Raw genomic sequence first — 20,226 nt, forward strand, 5'->3', positions numbered from 1 at the left:
GTCCACACGCATTGATTCCTTCGTTCCAGAAAAACAATAAAGAACAGGAACCCCAACATGCATGCCATCCAACGGGGAACAGCCACACGCCGTGCCCCATTCTCGCCCCGCACGCGCTCTAACAGCGCACTTGAGCCAAGGCTTTGGAGCCAGTATTCTCCGCGCCCGCTCGAATCGACTCAAAAAAAAACAGCGAATATAAAAGCTGACTATAAGGCCAACTTATCCCGGCCTGCGGTCTGCGGCCCAAGTGCGCAAAAGTCCCCTGAGTTCGACTGCATCTGTTGCCGTCGACGACATTTTTTTGGGTTTTTTAGCACCTTGGCGCAGCTCTTGCTAAAGCATCAAAGCTGACCGAACAGACGATTTTTTCAGCGAACCAAAAGGCGCCACACCAGAGCGCCGACATAGAAGAAAAACCATAAAACTTTAACTCGGGAGCAACCGAATGAAACCTATGTTCAAAGGCCTGATGCTGGCAGGAACCCTGCTGGCTGGTGGCCAAGCTGTGGCCGGTGACCTGTTGCAGTGGCAGAACAACAGCCTGACGTACCTGTGGGGCAAAAACTTTACCGTCAACCCGCAGATCCAACAGACCGTCACGTTTGAACACGCCGATGCGTGGAAGTACGGCGACAACTTCTTCTTCCTCGACCGCATCTTTTACAACGGTAAGGAAGACGGCAACGTCGGCCCCAGTACTTACTACGGCGAGTTCACTCCACGCCTGTCGTTCGGCAAGATTTTCGACAAAGACTTGTCCTTCGGACCGATCAAAGATGTATTGCTGGCGTTCACTTATGAGTTCGGCGAAGGCGATAACGAATCGTACCTGGTAGGCCCGGGCTTCGACCTGAACATCCCCGGTTTCGACTACTTCCAGTTGAACTTCTATCAGCGCCAGACCGAAGGCAATCGCGCAGGCGACGGCGTATGGCAGATCACCCCGGTGTGGTCGTACACCCTCCCGGTGGGCAACTCCAACATCCTCATCGACGGCTATATGGATTGGGTGGTGGACAACGACAAGAACGCCCGTGGCACTTATCACGCCAACCTGCACTTCAACCCGCAGGTCAAATATGACCTGGGCAAGGCGATGAACTGGGGCGAGAAACAACTGTATGTCGGTTTTGAATACGACTACTGGAAGAACAAATACGGGATCGAAGATTCCGGCGCGTTCAAGACCACTCAGGATACGGCGAGCTTCCTGGTCAAGTACCACTTCTGATTGAACACCGCCGATTCATGTGGGAGGGGGGCTTGCCTCCTCCCACCTTCAGATCGGTAACAGGCCCAGGAACCGCGTTATTTCCTCGCGCTTGGCCAGGGCATCACTGCGCCCCAACTCGATCAATTCGCTGCAATACCCCGCCTCGAACAGCAAATAACTGAGCACCCCCGCCCCGCTGGTCTTGGTCGCACCCGGCCCCCGCAGGAACAGACGCAACGCCGCCGGCAATTCCTGCCGATGCCGCGCCGCAATTTCATCGATCGGCTGACTCGGCGCAATCACCAGCACGTCCACCGGCGCCAGGCCCTGGGCCGCGCTGTCGATCGGTTGGAAATGGCTGAACTGGTTCAAGCGCTCCAGCAATTCGATATCACTTTCCAGGCTGTCAATGAACGTGCTGTTGAGCATGTGCCCACCGATCTGCGCCAGGGTCGGCTGCTGGCCAGTGTAGGCACGCTGCAACGAGTGTTCATGCTCGACGCCGCGCGGGTTGCCGCTGACGCCCACCACCAGCACGCGGTTGGCGCCCAGGTGCAAGGCTGGGCTGATAGGCGCCGATTGCCGCACGGCGCCATCGCCGAAATACTCATGCTTGAGTTTGACCGGGGCAAACAGCAAGGGAATCGCCGAACTGGCCAACAGGTGTTCAACCGTGAGTTGGGTGGGCACACCGATACGCCGATGGCGCAACCAGGCATCGATGGTGCCGCCGCCCTGGTAGAACGTCACCGCTTGCCCGGATTCGTAACCGAAGGCCGTGACCGCTACCGCCTTCAGGTGTTTGTCGCGGATGGCTTCGTCAATGCCGTCCAGGTGCAGTTTGTCGTGCAACAAATCGCGCAGCGGCGAGCTGTTGAGCAGCGCCACCGGCACCTGGGCGCCCAGGCCGAGCAGGCTGTGGAAACAGAAGCGACCGGCCTGGTGAATCACCCCCGGCCAGTCGCTGCGCAGCACCAGATGGCTGCGAAACCCCTGCCAGAACGCCGTCAGACGCTCGATCGCCGCAGTGAAGTCCATGGCGCCGCTGGCCAGGCTCACCGCGTTGATCGCGCCGGCCGATGTACCGACGATCACCGGAAACGGATTGGCCGCGCCCGGCGGCAGCAACTCGGCAATCGCCGCCAGTACCCCCACCTGATACGCCGCTCGCGCCCCGCCGCCGGAAAGAATCAAGCCTGTGACCGGTTCAGCTTGGCGCATCGCATTACTCCATGGGGGGAAAAGCAGGTCTTATCGACGGCGTTTTTCGTACAGTTTGGGCTCGCCCGGCGGCCGGCTCTTGAAGCGGCGATGGGTCCACAGGTATTGCTCGGGGCATTCGCGCACCGAGGTTTCGACCCACTGGTTGATCCGCAGGCAATCGATCTCATCGCTCTCGCCGGGAAAATCCGTCAACGGTGGGTGGATCACCAGGCGATAACCGCTGCCGTCGGCCAGGCGTTCCTGGGTAAACGGCACCACCAGCGCCTTGCCCAGGCGGGCAAACTTGCTGGTGGCGGGCACGGTGGCGGCCTGGATGCCGAACAGCGGCACGAAGATACTTTGCTTGGCGCCGTAGTCCTGGTCCGGTGCGTACCAGATGGCCCGGCCGGCGCGCAGCAGCTTGAGCATGCCACGCACGTCTTCACGCTCCACGGCCAGGGAGTCGAGGTTGTGGCGCTCGCGGCCACGGCGCTGGATAAAGTCGAACAGCGGGTTGCCGTGCTCGCGGTACATGCCGTCGATGGTGTGCTTTTGCCCGAGCAGGGCCGCGCCGATTTCCAGGGTGGTGAAATGCAGGGCCATGAGGATCACGCCCTTGCCGTCCAACTGGGCCTGCTTGAGGTGCTCCAGGCCTTCGACGTGGGCCAGCCGCGCCAGACGCTGGCGCGACCACCACCAACTCATGGCCATTTCAAAGAAGGCGATGCCGGTGGAGGCGAAGTTTTCCTTGAGCAAGTGTTTACGCGCTTGTGCGGACTTTTCCGGGAAGCACAGCTCCAGGTTGCGTGCGGCGATGCGGCGCCGTTCGCCGGCCACGCGGTACATGCCGGCACCCAGCAGGCGACCAATGGTCAGCAGCGCACGGTACGGCAATTGAGTGACCAGCCACAGCAGGCCGAGTCCCAGCCATAACAGCCAAAATCGCGGATGAAAAAATACAGCTCGAAAACGCGGGCGATCCATTACAGATTCCGGTAAAGACATGGGCCGCGCATTCTACAACGGTTCGACTCGGCTTGCGGCCAGTGGTTGTTCTCGTTATAAGTCTCGACACTTTTCGTGACAAGCCGCTTTTGCCGACCATGAGCCAAACCGAACCGCTAGACCAAGATCCCGTGTTCCAGCTGAAAGGCAGCATGCTCGCCATTACCGTGCTGGAATTGGCCCGCAATGACCTCGACGCACTGGATCGCCAGCTCGCCGCCAAGGTCGCCCTGGCGCCGAATTTTTTCAACAATGCCCCACTGGTGCTGGCCCTCGACAAACTGCCAGCCGGCGAAGGCACGATCGACCTGCCGGGCCTGATGCGCGTTTGCCGCTCCCATGGCCTGCGCACCCTGGCGATTCGTGCCAACCGTATCGAAGACATTGCCGCAGCCATCGCAATTGAACTGCCAGTACTGCCACCGTCGGGTGCCCGCGAGCGTCCGCTCGATCCGTTGGCCGGTGAAGTGAAGAAAAAACCGGAAAAACCACCGGAGCCTACGGTCAAACCGACCAAGATCATCACCTCCCCCGTGCGCGGCGGGCAGCAGATTTACGCCCAGGGCGGCGACCTGGTGGTGATCGCGTCGGTCAGTCCGGGCGCGGAACTTCTGGCCGATGGCAACATCCATGTATACGGCCCCATGCGCGGGCGTGCCCTCGCCGGCATCAAGGGTGATACCAAGGCGCGTATTTTTTGCCAGCAATTGACCGCTGAGCTGGTGTCGATCGCGGGCCAGTACAAGGTTTCAGAAGACTTGCGCCGTGACCCGCTGTGGGGCGCAGCAGTACAAGTCAGCCTGTCGGGTGATGTGTTGAACATCATCCGTCTTTAACGGATACTGCCGCATTTTCCAAGCATCTCTAGACTCTGATAGCACAGCGAAACCGGCAAGACTTGCGTAGGACTCATTTGAAGTTGGCGTTTCCCTGCGGAAACCACATCTTTTCCCTACAAAGGCTGTCCGCCTGCAGCGAGTTCCAAGAGATGTTTTTCAGGGACTGAAAGTCCTTTTTCCTTAGGGGTGAAACACCTTGGCCAAGATTCTCGTGGTTACATCCGGCAAGGGTGGTGTGGGTAAGACCACCACCAGCGCCGCTATCGGTACCGGCCTCGCTCTGCGCGGCCACAAGACAGTCATCGTCGACTTCGACGTCGGTTTGCGTAACCTCGACCTGATCATGGGCTGCGAACGCCGCGTGGTGTATGACTTCGTCAACGTGGTCAACGGCGAAGCCAACCTGCAACAGGCCCTGATCAAGGACAAGCGCCTTGAGAACCTGTACGTACTGGCCGCCAGCCAGACCCGCGACAAAGAAGCGTTGACCAAGGAAGGCGTGGGCAAAGTCCTCGCTGAACTGAAGGAAACCTTCGAATACGTGGTGTGCGACTCCCCGGCCGGTATCGAAACCGGTGCTCACCTGGCGATGTACTTCGCCGATGAAGCCATCGTGGTAACCAACCCGGAAGTCTCCTCGGTACGTGACTCGGACCGCATGCTCGGCCTGCTGGCCAGCAAGTCCAAGCGCGCCGAAGACGGCCAGGAGCCGATCAAGGAGCACTTGCTGCTGACCCGCTACAACCCGGAGCGCGTCAGCAAAGGCGAAATGCTCGGCGTTGAAGACGTCAAGGACATCCTGGCCGTGACCCTACTGGGCGTGATTCCAGAATCGCAAGCCGTACTGAAAGCCTCCAACCAAGGCGTACCGGTGATTCTCGACGACCAGAGCGACGCCGGCCAGGCGTACAGCGATGCCGTCGATCGCTTGCTGGGCAAAACCGTGGAACATCGCTTCCTCGATGTACAGAAGAAGGGATTCTTCGAGCGTATCTTTGGAGGCAACTAAATAATGAAATTTCTCGACTTCTTTCGCGCAAACAAAAAGCCAAGTACCGCGTCGGTAGCGAAAGAGCGTCTACAGATCATCGTGGCGCACGAACGCGGCCAACGCAGCACGCCGGACTACCTGCCAGCCTTGCAGAAGGAACTGGTCGAGGTGATCCGCAAGTACGTCAATATCGGCAACGACGACGTGCATGTCGCCCTGGAAAACGACGGCAGTTGCTCGATTCTGGAACTCAATATCACCCTGCCTGATCGTTGATCGAACGGGCGGTCGCCACGGCGGCTCCGTCACCTTGATCCCTTTGCGGGAGCCGGGTGGTCGAGCCGCCGTTGGCGTTTGTTACGAGGCTGTTTAATGCCGTTGTCCAACATCCATATCCTCTACCAGGACGACGCTGTCCTGGTGGTGAACAAGCCGACTTTGCTGCTCTCGGTGCCTGGCCGCGCCGACGACAACAAGGACTGCCTGATCACTCGCCTGCAGGAAAACGGCTACCCAGAGGCCAGAATCGTCCATCGACTGGATTGGGAAACCTCGGGGATCATCCTGCTCGCGCGGGACGCCGACACCCATCGCGAACTGTCCCGCCAGTTTCATGACCGCGAAACCGAAAAGGCCTACACCGCCCTGGCTTGGGGTCAACCGGAACTGGACAGCGGCAGCATCGATCTGCCCCTGCGCTACGATCCGCCAACCAAGCCACGCCATGTGGTCGACCACGAGTTCGGCAAGCATGCGCTGACCTTCTGGAAGGTGCTGGAACGTTGCGGTGACTGGTGCCGCGTCGAGCTGACGCCGATCACCGGGCGCTCGCACCAGTTGCGCGTGCATATGTTGTCTATCGGCCACCCGCTGCTCGGTGATGGCTTGTATGCCCATGAACAAGCCCTGGCCGCCTGGCCGCGCCTGTGCCTGCACGCGAGCATGCTGAGCTTCACTCACCCGCAAAGCGGCGAGCGGCTGCGCTTCGAGTGCCCGGCCCCCTTCTAAAGCTGTAAACACCGTCAAATCTGGGAGGGGATTGCAGTGGGTCAGTGAACAAATGCAGTGACTGACACTCCGCCATCGGGGGCAAGCCCCCGCCCACATTTGTGCTGTGCACTTCTCGCCATCGAACGGTAAACTCCGCGCATTGCTGTCTGGAGCTATTTATGCGCGAAGCGTTGAATCAAGGCCTGATCGACTTCCTCAAGGCCTCCCCTACTCCCTTTCATGCCACGGCTGCCCTGGCCCAGCGTCTCGAAGCGGCCGGTTACCAGCGTCTCGACGAGCGCGACACCTGGACCACCGAGGCCAACGGTCGCTATTACGTGACCCGCAACGACTCCGCGATCATCGCCTTCAAGCTCGGCCGCCACTCGCCGCTGCAGGGCGGCATCCGCCTGGTCGGCGCCCACACCGACAGCCCGTGCCTGCGGGTCAAGCCCCAGCCCGAGCTGCAACGCCAGGGCTTCTGGCAGTTGGGCGTCGAAGTCTATGGCGGCGCATTGCTAGCACCGTGGTTCGACCGCGACCTTTCCCTGGCCGGCCGCGTGACCTTCCGCCGCGACGGCAAGGTCGAAAGCCAACTGATCGACTTCAAACTGCCGATTGCCATCATCCCCAACCTGGCCATCCACCTGAACCGTGAAGCCAACCAGGGCTGGGCAATCAATGCCCAGACCGAACTGCCACCGATCCTCGCGCAGTTTGCCGGTGACGAGCGCGTGGACTTCCGCGCCGTGCTCACCGAGCAGTTGGCCCGCGAGCACGGGCTGAACGCCGACGTGGTGCTCGACTACGAGCTGAGCTTCTACGACACCCAAAGCGCCGCCGTGATCGGCCTCAATGGCGACTTCATCGCCGGCGCCCGCCTGGACAACCTGCTGTCGTGCTACGCCGGCCTGCAAGCCTTGCTCACCAGCGAGACCGATGAAACCTGCGTGCTGGTGTGCAACGACCACGAAGAAGTCGGCTCCTGCTCAGCCTGCGGTGCCGACGGCCCGATGCTGGAGCAGACCCTGCGGCGCCTGTTGCCCGAAGGTGACGAATTTGTACGCACCATTCAGAAATCGCTGCTGGTATCGGCCGACAATGCCCACGGCATCCACCCGAACTATGCCGACAAGCATGACGCCAACCACGGCCCGAAACTCAATGCCGGGCCGGTGATCAAGGTCAACAGCAACCAGCGCTACGCCACCAACAGCGAAACCGCCGGTTTCTTCCGCCACCTGTGCATGGCCGAGGAAGTGCCAGTGCAGAGTTTTGTGGTGCGCAGCGACATGGGCTGCGGCTCGACCATCGGCCCGATCACCGCCAGCCACCTGGGCGTGCGCACCGTCGACATCGGCTTGCCGACGTTCGCCATGCACTCCATTCGCGAGCTGTGCGGCAGCCATGACCTGGCGCATCTGGTGAAAGTGCTCGGCGCGTTCTACGCAAGCCGTGATCTGCCCTGAGCCAAAGACTGAATGCAGTTAACCATGTGGGAGGGGCAAGTCGAATCGTCGCACCGCCCCCTCCCACATTTGGCTTCGCGTACACCTGATCTATATCACCTGCATTTCCCGCAATCCCACCTAGACTTGTCAATATTCCCACTCTGAGAAGGCCATCGCCTCATGATCACCATGTCCTCCTTCCACACCATGCTCATCCCTATCCTGATCGGCATGACCATGCTCGCGGTCGGTTTCAATTTTCGTGACAAGCCGCTCGGTGTGTTTGGCATGTGGGTCGGCATGCTGTTGATCCTGGGCACCGTGGTTTACAAGATCCTCGCTAAACTCGCTGAATAACAAATGCCCTCGCATTGGGCATAGGGGCCTCGTACACTCGGTCAATTCGTCGTTTTCAAGGTTGACCGCCTCGTGCTTTCCCGTCTGTTTGCCCTGCCCTGCTGCTTGCTGATCGCCCTGCTCACCCTGCTCCCGCTCGCTCCGGCCCAGGCCGTTGGCTTGCCCGGGCTGCTGGGTGGCACCAGCAAGCCGCAACCCCAGGCCGAGTTGCCGCTGGGGCAGTCGCTGGACGAGGTGATCAAGACCCTGGAAAACGACCAGCAGCGCACCCAACTGCTGAGCGACCTGAAGAAACTTCGCCAAGCCACGCAAAAGGCCCAGCCGGCCGCCGAACAAGGCGTGCTCGGGCTGATCGGCAGCACGCTGTCTGGCCTTGAGCAGCAATTCTCCGGTGTCGACAGCCCGCTGGGACGCTGGTCCGATGAAGTGGACATGGCCACGGATGAACTCAAGGCCTTGATGCTGCCGGCCAGCGAATGGCTGCCGATCATCTTCGGTTTTGCCCTGATCCTCGCCGTGTGGAGCCTGCTGGCCGCCGCGCTGATCTGGCTCAGCCACCGCGTGCGCGAGCGCTTCGGCCTGCCCGAAGAACTGCCGCAACACCCGCGCACCTGGGACATGCTGCGCTTCGCCCTACGCAAACTGGGGCCGTGGCTGATCGCACTGGTGATCACCGTGTACCTGAGTTACGCGCTGCCCTCGTCCCTGGGCAAATCCCTGGCGATGGTGCTGGCATATGCGCTGGTGGTCGGCACCTGTTTCTCGGCAATTTGCGTGATCGCATTCTCCGTGCTGGACGGCCCGCATCGCCGTCGCGCGTTGTATATCCTGCGGCGCCAGGCGTTCCGGCCGTTGTGGTTGATCGGCAGTTTTGCCGCCTTTGGCGAAGCCTTGGGTGACCCCAGGCTGGTCGTCGCGCTGGGCCAGCACCTGGCGCACACGGCGGCAACTGTCGCCAATGTGATGGCCGCGCTGTCCACCGGTGTGTTTATCCTGCGCTTTCGCCGGCCGATTGCGCACCTGATCCGCAACCAGCCGCTGTCCCGTCGCCTGACCCGCCGCGCCCTCAGCGATGCGATCGAAATCATCGGCACCTTCTGGTACATCCCGGCCCTGCTGTTGGTCTGCATCTCGCTGTTCGCCACCTTCGTCTCCGCCGGCGACACCAGCAACGCGTTGCGCCAGTCATTGCTATGCACGGTGTTGCTGGTGCTGTGCATGGTGATCAACGGCCTGGTACGCCGCCATGCCCTCAAGCCGCAACGCGGGCACAAGCGCCATGCGCTGTACTCCGAACGCCTGAAGAGCTTCCTCTACACCCTCGCCCACCTGGTGGTGTGGCTGACGTTTATCGAGCTGGGGCTAAGGGTCTGGGGCTGGTCGTTGATCCGCTTCACCGAAGGTGACGGCCATGAAATCAGCGTCAAGCTGTTCGGCCTCGGCGGCACGCTGCTGTTTGCCTGGCTGATCTGGATTCTCAGCGACACCGCGATCCACCACGCCCTCACCCGCTCGCGCAAAGGCCTGGCCAACGCGCGCGCGCAGACCATGATGCCGCTGATCCGCAACGTGCTGTTCGTGACCATCTTCATCATCGCGGCCATCGTCGCCCTGGCCAACATGGGCATGAACGTCACGCCGCTGCTGGCCGGTGCCGGTGTGATCGGCCTGGCCATCGGCTTTGGCGCGCAGTCGCTGGTGGCGGACTTGATCACCGGCCTGTTCATCATCATCGAAGACTCCCTGGCCATCGATGACTACGTGGACGTCGGCGGCCACCTCGGCACAGTCGAAGGCCTGACCATCCGTACCGTGCGCCTGCGCGACATCGACGGCATCGTGCATACCATCCCGTTCAGCGAGATCAAGAGCATCAAGAACTACTCCCGTGAGTTCGGCTACGCGATCTTTCGGGTGGCGATCCCCTACAACATGGACATCGACGATGCGATCAAGTTGATGCGCGACGTCGGCCAGCAGATGCGCAACGACCCGCTGCAACGCCGCAATATCTGGTCACCGCTGGAGATTCAGGGCGTGGAAAGTTTCGAGTCGGGCAGCGCGATTCTGCGGGCGCGCTTCAAGACTGCGCCGATCAAGCAATGGGAAGTATCGCGGGCGTTCAACCTGTCGCTCAAACGCCATCTGGACGAGGCCGGGCTGGACCTGGCCACACCGCGCCTGAGTGTGCAGGTGGTGACCGGCGCTTCGGGCGGGCTGGAGAAAGAGAAGAACGCCTGAGCCTTCAGGCGCGATGTGGGCGCTGCCTAGCCCCCACATTGGAGATTCGCTGATTTCAGTGGGGTGGGCTCAGGCCAGCGCGGCGCCGTCCATCTTCTGGCGCAGGCTCAACGGACGCATATCGGTCCAGACCTCTTCGATGTAGTCCAGGCACTCTTGCTTCAGGCCGCTCTTGCCCGCGTTACGCCAGCCTTCCGGCACGGCCTTGTAGTCGGGCCAGATGGAATACTGTTCTTCATGGTTGACCACTACCTGAAACAGGATGTCGTCGCGGTCAAATGCTGAGGTCATTGCTGTTCTCCATCGTTCAAAGGCTGGCTGCGCACCACGCGCAGCGCTGATATCTATAGAAACGTACCAGGCTGGCGAAAAATTAGAGGCTGGCGACCGCTGCCGCCAAGGCACGCCCGAAAATCTCGGCGACCTGATCCTTCGACAATCACCGCCGCAGGCAACAACACCCCGTCTTCCGGGTCGTTGAGCAGGTTACGGATGGATGAAGCGCCAAATGAGGCAACGCTTGACGTCAAAGCCCCCGGTACTTGTCGTTCAGCGCATACAAAATCGCACACGTCTCGGCATCCAGGCACCCACAATAATCCCTGGCCCGAAAGTGCATTTGAAACGCGCGGGTCCGCAGCTCGAACGCCTGGCGATTCTGCGCCGGTTTATACCCGTAGCGCTGAAAGGCGCGTTCCACTTCCACCTCGGGCGGTAACCCGACACAAAATCGGCGCTGGTACATCGCCCGCGTCGCCTCATCGAACCAGGCCCCTACGCCCGCCTCGAACAGGCAACGCCAAGGCAAGCGTGGCCCCGGATCACTCTTGCGCCAATACGCCACATCCGAATGCCCAAGGATCTCGCTCGGGCCGATGTGCGGGTAACGCGCAAGGATGTCGCGCAGCAATTCGATCAATACATCCACCTGCTCCCGAGGGTACGCAGGAAAGGTAAACACGCCGTCCTCATCGCGCGCCTGGTTGACGATCTCGATGCCGATCGCGCGGCTATTGAGGTTGTCCCGCCCGCCCCAGTGGCTCACCCCGGCATGCCAGGCGCGCTGCGCCTCATCCACCAGGCGGAACACGCGCAACTCGTCATAACCGGCGGCGCGGTAGCCGGGCTCTGCCGGATCGGGCAGCAGATAGTGCGCACTGACACCGTGTCGCGTCAGGGTGTGCAGGGATGACATAAACGGTGCGGCGGTGTAATGCAGGACCACTTGCCCCACGGGCTCGCCGTTGCGTGCGTTGAAGTCCTTGGCGGGGAAACTGGTATCGATGACCAACATAAGAATCGTCCTTTTCGGTACAGGCCGAGTCATTCGGCCCGTTCAAGCGCAAAACAATGACCGCCATCCTGAAGGGTTGAACGTCAGGCGGGCGGTAACTATTTGGCACGCGAAAGAACGCTGATCAGCGCCGCAGCGGCATACCCAGATCGACCTGCAGGCCATCCGGCTGGCTATCGAACGTCAACGAGCAGGAGCAGCGCTGGACAATCGCCTGCACAATCGCCAGGCCCAGGCCACAACCCTCGCTGTTGCCGTTGCGCCAGAAGCGCTGGGTCAGGTACTGCAGGTCTTCGCTGGCGATCTGTTGGCCATGGTCACGCACGCGGAACACCACCTGATCGCCGGCCATCAACACACTGAGCTCCACCCGGGTATCGGCCGGGGTGTGGCGCAGGGCGTTGTCCAGCAGGTTGCGCAGGGCGGCGACGGCCAGGCCCACTGGCATTTCCACCGGGGTGTCGCTGAGGTTGTCCGGCAGGATCAGGTCGATACGCTGGTTGTCGCCGGCGTTGGCGTCCTGGATCGCCAACCGCGCGACTTGCTCGGCGCTGGACTGCAAGCCGTCATCGAACGACAGGCTGCCCTCCACCCGCGCCAGCAAGAGCAATTGCTCGAGGGTGCGATGCAGGCGGTCGGCACCCTCCTCGGCATGGGCCAGGGACTGATCGCGGGCCGCGCCTTCGGTCATGCGCGCCACTTGCAGGTGGGTCTTGATCGCGGTCAGCGGACTGCGCAGTTCGTGGGCGGCGTCGCCGGTGAGGCGCCGTTCGCGTTCGATGGTCTTGGCGATGCGCTGCAACAGTTGGTTCTGAGTGTCGAGCAGCGGTTTCAACTCGCTGGGCAGCGGGTGGATCTGCAACGGTTCGAGGGAATCGGCACTGCGTCGCATCAAGGCGTCACGCATGCGATTGAGCGGCTGCAGGCTTTGCCCGATCCCCAGCCACAGCAGGCACAGGCACCCCAACAACGCCACACCGACCGGCACCGAGGCCGCCAGCAGGATCGACAGGTTCAACGCCTCACGCTCGACCTGGCGGTCGGCGGTGGTAATGAACAGATCGCCACGGGCCAGGGTGAAGCTGCGCCACGCCGCACCGTCGATGATCTGGTCGCGAAAACCGCTGCGATGGGATTCCAGGCCCTGGTCCGGGGTAGTGTGGCTGCGCGCCAACACTTCGCCGCGCAAGGAGCTGACCTGACAGGCCATGCCGCCCGGCACGTTCAGTTGCTCGGCGCTGAAGTGTTTGCCCTCGGCGCTGCTCGCCAGGCCCGGCATCTGCTCCATCAAGCCGGCGACCATGCGCGCCGACGCGACCAGGCGCTGGTCGAGGGAGAACATCATCTGGTTACGCAGATCGTTGAGCATCCAGGCCGCCGCCAGCGCCCAGATCAACACAAAAGCGGCGCCGAGCTTGAAGGTCAGGCGCAGGCGCAGGCTCATCACGGGGTGCTATCTCCACCATCCGCCGGGCCCAGGCGGTAACCCAGGCCACGTACTGTTTCGACGATGCCGTTGCCCAATTTGCGCCGCAAATGGTGGATATGCACGTTGAGGGCGTTGCTTTCCAGTTCGTCGTTGAAGCCGTAGACGCTGTCTTTGAGCTGTTCGCTGGAGAGCACGCGGCCCTTGTTGTGCAGCAGCGCCTGCAACAGCGCTTGTTCGCGGCGGGAAAGGTCCACGGGCTGCCCGGCCAGCAGAGTTTCGCGGCTGCTCGGGTCGTAAGTGAGGCGGCCGTGTTCGATCAGGTTGACGCTGCGCCCCGCCACGCGGCGCAGCAAGGTTTGCAGGCGCGCAGCGAGCTCGCGCAGGTCGAAGGGCTTGAGCAGGTAATCGTCGGCGCCGGCCTGCAGGCCGTCGACGCGGTTGGTCACCGAATCCCGCGCGGTGAGGATCAGCACCGGAATTTCCAGGCCCTGGCTGCGCTGCTGTTGCAGCAACTTGAGGCCATCTTCGTCGGGCAGCCCGAGGTCGAGCACCATGATGTCGAATTCGGCAGCCTTGAGCATTGCCCGCGCGGCAGCAGCGCTGGCGACGCGCTCGACGGTAAAGCCCTGGGCGCCGAGGCCGGCCACGATGCCGCTGGCGATCAGTTCGTCGTCTTCACAGACCAGTACGTGCATGCTGAACCCTTCATGAAAGATGGGGGGATTAGAAGACAGATCGATTAAGCGCGCATTATGCCGCCAAAGTTCGCAACATCAGATATTCCCTACACTCTAGAATAGCGTCCGGTTAATCATCGGTTAATCAACGCCACACATTGTGTGCCTCACTTGCATCGAACTAAGGCTTGACCATGCGGCATCTATTTACCTTACTGCTGATGTTGTTCGCGGGATTCGCCCAGGCCGTGCCGGGTAACCCGTTCGAGACCAAACCCGATTTCCTCCCGGTGGGCAAGGCCTTCACCTTGACCACCGAACGCCTGGAGTCCGGCGAAACCCAGCTGTTCTGGCAGATAGCCGATGGTTATTACCTGTACCAGCAGCGCATGAAGTTCGACGGCCTCGCCGAAAAACCCGCGCTGCCCGAGGGTGAAGCCCATAGCGATGAGTTCTTCGGCGAGCAGCAAGTGTACCGCCAAGGCCTCGAAGTGAAGATTCCGGCGGGGACGACCGGCCAGGTCAAGCTGGGCTGGCAGGGCTGTGCCGATGCCGGCCTGTGTTACCCGCCACAGTCGATGACCGTGGACCTGGGCGGCAACCCGGCCGTCGCCGCCACCGCACAAGCCCAGGACCAGAGCCTGGCCAGCGGCCTGCAGCAGCGCAGCCTGGGGTGGAGCCTGCTGGTGTTCTTCGGCCTGGGCCTGTTGCTGGCGTTTGCCCCGTGTTCGTTGCCGATGTTGCCGATCCTCGCCGGCCTGGTGGTCGGCAGCGGCGCCAGCCCGCGTCGCGGTTTTGCGTTGGCCGGCAGCTACGTGGTGTGCATGGCGCTGGTGTATGCCGCGCTGGGCGTACTGGCCGCGTCGCTCGGCAGCAACCTGGCGGCGCTGCTGCAAACCCCGTGGATACTCGGCAGCTTCGCCGCCTTGTTTGTAATCCTGGCCCTGCCGATGTTCGGCTTCTTTGAACTGCAACTGCCGGTGGCCGTGCGTGATCGTCTGGACAACGTCAGCCGCAACCAGCGTGGCGGCAGCCTGATCGGCGCCGGGGTACTTGGCGCGCTGTCCGGCCTGTTGGTCGGCCCCTGCATGACCGCGCCCCTGGCCGGCGCCCTGCTCTACATCGCCCAGAGCGGTAACGCCCTGCACGGCGGGCTGATCCTGTTCGCCATGGGCATCGGCATCGGCATTCCGCTGTTGCTGCTGGTGACCGTGGGCAACCGCTTCCTGCCCAAGCCGGGCACCTGGATGAATGTGCTCAAGGGCGTGTTCGGCTTCCTGTTCCTGGCCACCGCCGTGCTGATGATTCGCCCGGTGGTCGGGGAAAACCTGTGGCTCGGCCTGTGGGGCGCGCTGGCCATGGCCATGGCCTATTGCGGCTGGCGCCTGGCCCAGGATTTCGGGCGGGTCGCCATGCTGTCCGGCGCCGTTTCCGTGGTGCTCGGGTTGTGGGGCGGCCTGCTGCTGGTCGGCGCGGCGGGTGGCAGCGACGATGTGTGGCAACCGTTGAAGGTCTACAGCGGCTCGCGGATCAGCGGCGCGCCGAGTGCCCACGAGGCGTTCATGACGATCAACGACCCGGCCGTGCTGCAAAGCCAGCTCGACAGCGCCAAGGCCCAGGGCCAATGGGTACTGGTGGATTACTACGCCGACTGGTGCGTGTCGTGCAAGATCATGGAAAAACAGGTGTTCGGCAAACCCCACGTAATGGACGCCCTGAAAGACGTGCGCCTGCTGCGCCTCGACGTCACCGCCGACAACGCTGCCAGCCGCGCACTGCTCGGCCGCTACAAAGTGCCAGGGCCACCGAGCTTCGTGTGGATCGGCCCGGACGGTGAAGAACGCCGCGCCCGGCGCATTACCGGCGAAGTCGATGCCGATACGTTCCTGCAACGCTGGACCCAGACGCGGGACGCCCGCTGATGCTGACCCTGACCATCGGCACCTTCGCCATCGCGCTGAATCACATCCTGCTGATCAGCGCGCTGATTCTCGCCACCCTGGTGGGGTGGCGCGTGGCCAAGCGTGGCGGGGAAAACCCGGAGTCGGTGCTGTTCTACCTGTTCCTGCTGGGCATGTTGGCAGCCCGCATCAGCTTTGTGCTGATGTACTGGAGTTACTACCGCAACGACCCGTTGCAGATCGTCGACCTGCGCGACGGCGGCTTTCTCGCCTGGCCCGGCGTCATTGCACTGATCCTCGGCGCGCTGCTGTACGGCTGGCGCCGCCCGGCCCTGCGCAAACCATTGAGTGCCGGGGTGATCACCGGCCTGCTGTTCTGGGGCATGACCAGCCTGTCGCTGAGCCTGTATGACAAAGGCTCGCGCCTGCCGGACATCACCCTGCGCAACGCGAATGGCGAGGTGGTGCAACTGGCGGACTACCAGGGCGGCCCGCTGGTGATCAACCTGTGGGCCACCTGGTGCCCGCCGTGCCGCCGGGAAATGCCGGTACTGGAACGCGCCCAACGCCAACGCCCCGACGTGACCTTCCTGTTCGTCAACCAGGCCGAAAGCATGCAAAGCGTCAGCACCTACCTGGCCACCCAGGGCCTGACCCTGGACAACGTCTTGTTCGACGCCAGCGGCCGCCTCGGCCAGGCCGTGGGCTCCATGGCCTTGCCGACCACGCTGTTCTACCAAGCCGATGGACGCCTGATCAACAGCCACCTCGGTGAACTGTCCCAGGCCAGCCTGGCCCGCGCCATGGAACCCTTCGACATCGCCACTGAAAGGAAACCGACATGCCTCGCCTCCGCCACTTGCTGACCCTGCTGCCACTCACGCTGGCCGCCACCCTGGCCCAGGCCGAAGACTGGCCGGCACCGATCAAACAGATCGAAGCCAAGGGCGCCAAGATCCTCGGCAAGTTCGACGCTCCCAGCGGCCTCACCGGCTACGCCGCGCAGTACCAGAACCGCGGCATGGCGCTGTACCTGAGCGCCGACGGCAAAAGCGTGCTCGCCGGCACCCTGTATGACGCCCAGGGCAATGACCTGAGCAACGCGCCCCTGGAAAAACTGGTGTACGCGCCGATGGCCAAGGAAGTCTGGGCCAAGATGGAAAAAAGCAGCTGGATCCAGGACGGCGACACCAACGCGCCGCGCACGGTCTACCTGTTCAGCGACCCCAACTGCCCGTACTGCAACATGTTCTGGGAACAGGCGCGGCCGTGGGTCAAGGCCGGCAAGGTGCAGTTGCGCCACATCATGGTCGGCATCATCCGCGAAGACAGCCCAGGCAAATCCGCCGCCCTGCTGGCCAGCCAAGACCCGCAAAAAGCCCTGCAAGCACACGAAGCCGCCGGCAAGGGCAGCAAGTTGCAGGCGCTGGACAAAATCCCTGCCAATATTGAAGCCAAGCTCGATGCCAACATGAAGTTGATGGAGGAACTGGAGTTGTCGGCGACGCCGGCGATTTTCTATCTGGATGACAAGGGCGGGTTGCAGCAACAGCAAGGGGCGCCGTCGCCGGATAAGTTGGTAAAAATATTGGGTGTCAAAGAATAACGCATCGCCCTGTATTAAACGAATACCCGCAAAAATGCGGGTATTCACTTTGGGGATATTTAAACTTCCTCAACCAAAAAATCATCCATATAGTAGTCATTCCCTGACAGTTCTGCAGCGGCTTCATGGCTGTAAATATCCAGTAACACAGTCGCAGAGGCAGCCACGAAAGTGAAACTGAGCGTGTGCCATGCCTGATCGACCAACTCTGTGACGCCGGTTTTTTGCACAGAATCTTGACGCAAGGACAACTTCGGCCAAGGATTATTATGGTTAATTCGGCGGGCCTTGACTGAAAAACGATAGGCACGCCCCGTTTCAAGATCCCTAAACGTCCTTTGCAAGATAGGGCCGATATTATTCGTTGAATACGTGTAGTTTTTCACAACAAAGCCATTACCCGCCGGCTCCAGGCTAATATCCCTTGGGTCCGGAGCCCCTGTCCCGACTTCCCAACCGCGAAAATCTCTATCATTGAAGTCAGTTAAATCCCGGTACTCTCTCCCAACCCTAAGACTCAACGTTGGAAAAACCACCGCATCAGTCTCAAGTGAACCTTCATCTGTCGCCACTTTGAAAGTAATAGTCAACGTAGAATTTATAAGCAACTTCTCCAATTCAACGCGAGGCAAAATCCGCGACACTCCGTTCAAGTCGTCTCTTTTTATCGGTTCCCGGGTCATGACTTTTATTGTGTATGGCGAACCGTCCGTTTTGGTCCCCGAACACTGTAACCAGCCATTCTGCCCAAGCAGAATGAACCACCACGGATCGATAGTGATATCAACATCCCCAGGGAAATTACGCAGATCCAACATAGCGCCTTGAACGGCGGGAGGTGTAGCCTGCGGCACAACCGGCATCGGCAGACGCACCGGAACCGGAACGCTGACGTGCAAGTTCAAATCAGCCGAGGTCTGCATCTGGCAGACGCGGGTCACGGTGTAATTGATCTTCACCGTTTTGCCGATGCTCTCGATCACCGCTTCGCGCGGCACGAAGAAGATGACCGCGCCCGCCGTGCTGCCAGGCTCGGCGGCCAACGGCCAGCGACTGCCGTCGGGTCGGGTCCAGTCCACGCTGATGCTCTGGCTGGGGTGGCTGCCGACATAATCCACCGCCACATGTACACCGTCGCGTCCGTTCCAGGCGGTCAAGTCGCTGCCCACCGCCTCGATGACGGTGGGCGCCAGCAACACCATGTATTCCGGAACAAGCTTGAAAGACTTCGGTGTAAATTCGAGGGCCGTCGCCCGATTGCACACGCCATCAAAGCTCGCGGCAAAGTGCAGGACGAACTCGCCGCAGTCCGCCAGTTTTTTCAGTTCTGCCCGTGGGATGGACGCATCAACCCCACCCCTGAGCCACTGCGCCGTCAGGGGTTCATCCCTCAGGATGTCGAACTGGTAAGGACTGTCGTCGGCACTCATACCGCTCACCCACATCCAGCAACATTGCCCCTGCACGGCATAATCCCAGATCGGCACCAGCCCCGTGGCGTTACCCTCAAACGTGGTGAGGTCGACTTCGCCCGCCGTTGCCTCTTCGATACTCGGGGTGGTCAGTTGAGGCGACAGTACTTTGATCGCACGGTCAGGAGAAAACCGAGGCAGGTTATTGTTGAATTGGACGCTGTAGTTCAGCGTCATCGTCTGATTGAACAGGGCTGCGATGATATCGGGAGCCAAATCAAATGACAGGCTCGAATCTTCCGCCGTCACGTCCTGGCAACCCAGGGATACAGGCCCATAACTCGGCCCATAAGCGTGAGCACAAACATGATCACCTTCGGTCATACCTTCATAGGTGATGAATACGTGCCCCCCACTGACCGTATTGATCGGATTGACCTGCCAGTCATCAGGATGCACCTCCACCGACTCGCGCAGGTGAGGCGCAGACAAATCGAGCTGCGGATCAACACGCAGCAACGTCGTCGAGCGCTGGTGGAAATCCTGAGCGTTTTCAGGCAACGGGTTATCAGTCGACACCGGGGCAGCCGGCCCGGTGCCGTCCCAGATAACCCCACAATGGCAGGTCAGGGACGAGTAATCTTCCAGGCGTGAGAGCCAGTCACGCAACAAACTGAACTCGAACACAAACCCCAGATGCGCTTCCGCCTCGGTCACAAGGTGGTCATAGGCCGCCCAGGTAAATCTGAACGGCACCTGATGCTGATTGCCGGCAACCACCACAAACAAACGCTGCCCGGCCTGGATCATCGGCCAGGCTTTGATCCGGATGGTTTCATCGCCCTCGAAGGTGAACATGTTCAGCCACAACGTACTCCACTCCAACTTGGCATGCGCAAACTCAGGCATTGACTCACGCAGATCCTCTTCGCGAACTTGCTGAATCTCAAGCTCAAGCACCAGCGATTCTTTGCGCACGCCACCGACGACGGCCTCGTACCAGATCAACACCGTATGCCCGATGCAGGTACTGATCCATTGCCAGGGAATTTCGGCCACGTCGCCGCTCGCCACATTGATCGGCGGGAATGTCGGGCTGGCCTGGTCTTTGATCGCGAAATGCACAACGACCTGTGTGCTGCCGGCCGGCAGCGTCAGCGTCGCGGTCGTACCTTGGGCCGCCTCCAGGGGATAAAGCACACTGTTGTTCTGGGCGAATTCGATTGTCGCAACGGGCAACTCCGCAGCGGCTGCGTTGGCTGTCGGAGGAGACGCAACCCTCGCCGTTTGCGCGGAAGGTGTAGTTTTAGGGATCGGTTTTTTAGCCACAATAAGACTCCTGTCCAGCGTTATATAAGCATCGGGGCCGGCCCTCGCGGGCCAGAAACTCTGTTTATCTAACGCTTGGATCAAGCACCTTGCCTACTGTCAGAATTGACAGTTGTGCCGCTGACCCACGGTCTTGCCGACAGACGGCTGCTTCAAAATCCCTCCAGCCCCACCATCAAATCACTCAACCAATCCGTTTATTGGATTAAATTCCCATTTGACAATAATTATCATTCATCATAATTTACTGCCCTATGTGTAGGAGGCCTCAGCAAGGACGCCCTC

Annotated in this window: 18 protein-coding genes; 11 read left to right on the forward strand and 7 right to left on the reverse strand. The window is 61.1% G+C overall.

Features of this window, described 5'->3' with window-relative positions:
• Window positions 1-448: 448 nt before the first annotated feature.
• On the forward strand, window positions 449-1,234 hold the full coding sequence (locus J2Y83_RS19875) for an outer membrane protein OmpK (protein ID WP_198717266.1): 786 nt from the start codon (window positions 449-451) through the stop codon (window positions 1,232-1,234).
• A 48-nt stretch (window positions 1,235-1,282) separates the two neighbouring features.
• Here the strand turns inward: J2Y83_RS19875 and J2Y83_RS19880 are convergent, their stop codons facing one another.
• Both J2Y83_RS19880 and J2Y83_RS19885 read right to left on the reverse strand, forming a co-directional pair.
• Window positions 1,283-2,437, reverse strand: coding sequence for a patatin-like phospholipase family protein (locus J2Y83_RS19880; protein WP_198717265.1), 1,155 nt, complete (start codon window positions 2,435-2,437; stop codon window positions 1,283-1,285).
• Window positions 2,438-2,467: 30 nt separating this feature from the next.
• Window positions 2,468-3,403 (reverse strand): lipid A biosynthesis lauroyl acyltransferase, encoded by a 936-nt coding sequence (locus J2Y83_RS19885; protein WP_198717264.1) that lies wholly within the window; start codon window positions 3,401-3,403, stop codon window positions 2,468-2,470.
• Between the two features lie 119 nt (window positions 3,404-3,522).
• Here J2Y83_RS19885 and minC point away from each other — a divergent pair, with 119 nt between their 5' ends.
• The 7 genes from minC to J2Y83_RS19920 all read left to right on the forward strand — a co-directional run bounded on the left by minC (window position 3,523) and on the right by J2Y83_RS19920 (window position 10,293).
• Window positions 3,523-4,260: a septum site-determining protein MinC gene (minC, locus tag J2Y83_RS19890; RefSeq protein ID WP_198717263.1), complete on the forward strand. Its 738-nt coding sequence runs from the start codon at window positions 3,523-3,525 to the stop codon at window positions 4,258-4,260.
• Between the two features lie 199 nt (window positions 4,261-4,459).
• Window positions 4,460-5,272, forward strand: coding sequence for a septum site-determining protein MinD (gene minD, locus J2Y83_RS19895; protein WP_048721002.1), 813 nt, complete (start codon window positions 4,460-4,462; stop codon window positions 5,270-5,272).
• 3 nt (window positions 5,273-5,275) lie between these two features.
• The gene (gene minE, locus J2Y83_RS19900; RefSeq protein ID WP_003175252.1) at window positions 5,276-5,530 is read left to right on the forward strand and encodes a cell division topological specificity factor MinE; all 255 of its coding nucleotides are present in this window, start codon (window positions 5,276-5,278) and stop codon (window positions 5,528-5,530) included.
• 96 nt (window positions 5,531-5,626) lie between these two features.
• Window positions 5,627-6,262: an RluA family pseudouridine synthase gene (locus tag J2Y83_RS19905; protein WP_010208822.1), complete on the forward strand. Its 636-nt coding sequence runs from the start codon at window positions 5,627-5,629 to the stop codon at window positions 6,260-6,262.
• Window positions 6,263-6,423: 161 nt separating this feature from the next.
• Window positions 6,424-7,713: a M18 family aminopeptidase gene (locus J2Y83_RS19910; protein ID WP_198717262.1), complete on the forward strand. Its 1,290-nt coding sequence runs from the start codon at window positions 6,424-6,426 to the stop codon at window positions 7,711-7,713.
• A gap of 162 nt (window positions 7,714-7,875) precedes the next feature.
• A complete protein-coding gene (locus J2Y83_RS19915) occupies window positions 7,876-8,052 on the forward strand; it encodes a hypothetical protein (RefSeq protein WP_253397649.1) in 177 nt (58 codons plus the stop codon).
• A gap of 72 nt (window positions 8,053-8,124) precedes the next feature.
• Window positions 8,125-10,293: a mechanosensitive ion channel family protein gene (locus J2Y83_RS19920; protein WP_198717260.1), complete on the forward strand. Its 2,169-nt coding sequence runs from the start codon at window positions 8,125-8,127 to the stop codon at window positions 10,291-10,293.
• Window positions 10,294-10,362: 69 nt separating this feature from the next.
• Here the strand turns inward: J2Y83_RS19920 and J2Y83_RS19925 are convergent, their stop codons facing one another.
• The 4 genes from J2Y83_RS19925 to J2Y83_RS19940 all read right to left on the reverse strand — a co-directional run bounded on the left by J2Y83_RS19925 (window position 10,363) and on the right by J2Y83_RS19940 (window position 13,711).
• Complete coding sequence (locus tag J2Y83_RS19925; RefSeq protein WP_253397663.1) at window positions 10,363-10,584, reverse strand: MbtH family protein; 222 nt, start codon at window positions 10,582-10,584, stop codon at window positions 10,363-10,365.
• 235 nt (window positions 10,585-10,819) lie between these two features.
• Complete coding sequence (locus J2Y83_RS19930) at window positions 10,820-11,587, reverse strand: N-acetylmuramoyl-L-alanine amidase (RefSeq protein WP_253397665.1); 768 nt, start codon at window positions 11,585-11,587, stop codon at window positions 10,820-10,822.
• A 124-nt stretch (window positions 11,588-11,711) separates the two neighbouring features.
• The gene (locus tag J2Y83_RS19935) at window positions 11,712-13,031 is read right to left on the reverse strand and encodes an ATP-binding protein (protein ID WP_253397667.1); all 1,320 of its coding nucleotides are present in this window, start codon (window positions 13,029-13,031) and stop codon (window positions 11,712-11,714) included.
• The gene (locus tag J2Y83_RS19940) at window positions 13,031-13,711 is read right to left on the reverse strand and encodes a response regulator (RefSeq protein WP_198718005.1); all 681 of its coding nucleotides are present in this window, start codon (window positions 13,709-13,711) and stop codon (window positions 13,031-13,033) included. The genes J2Y83_RS19935 and J2Y83_RS19940 overlap by 1 nt, the downstream gene beginning before the upstream one ends.
• Window positions 13,712-13,887: 176 nt before the next feature.
• Between J2Y83_RS19940 and dsbD the strand changes: the two genes are divergently transcribed.
• The 3 genes from dsbD to dsbG are packed head-to-tail and all read left to right on the forward strand — an operon-like array spanning window position 13,888 to window position 17,200.
• Window positions 13,888-15,615, forward strand: a complete 1,728-nt coding sequence (gene dsbD, locus J2Y83_RS19945; protein WP_253397669.1) for a protein-disulfide reductase DsbD — start codon at window positions 13,888-13,890, stop codon at window positions 15,613-15,615.
• On the forward strand, window positions 15,615-16,460 hold the full coding sequence (locus J2Y83_RS19950) for a TlpA disulfide reductase family protein (protein WP_247406818.1): 846 nt from the start codon (window positions 15,615-15,617) through the stop codon (window positions 16,458-16,460). Before dsbD ends, J2Y83_RS19950 begins: the two co-directional genes overlap by 1 nt.
• A complete protein-coding gene (gene dsbG, locus J2Y83_RS19955; RefSeq protein ID WP_198718008.1) occupies window positions 16,436-17,200 on the forward strand; it encodes a thiol:disulfide interchange protein DsbG in 765 nt (254 codons plus the stop codon). The genes J2Y83_RS19950 and dsbG overlap by 25 nt, the downstream gene beginning before the upstream one ends.
• 59 nt (window positions 17,201-17,259) lie before the next feature.
• Here the strand turns inward: dsbG and J2Y83_RS19960 are convergent, their stop codons facing one another.
• The gene (locus J2Y83_RS19960) at window positions 17,260-19,941 is read right to left on the reverse strand and encodes a hypothetical protein (RefSeq protein WP_253397671.1); all 2,682 of its coding nucleotides are present in this window, start codon (window positions 19,939-19,941) and stop codon (window positions 17,260-17,262) included.
• Window positions 19,942-20,226: the final 285 nt, after the last annotated feature.

The sequence above is a fragment of the Pseudomonas marginalis genome (assembly GCF_024169655.1).
Classification (GTDB): domain Bacteria; phylum Pseudomonadota; class Gammaproteobacteria; order Pseudomonadales; family Pseudomonadaceae; genus Aquipseudomonas; species Aquipseudomonas paraveronii.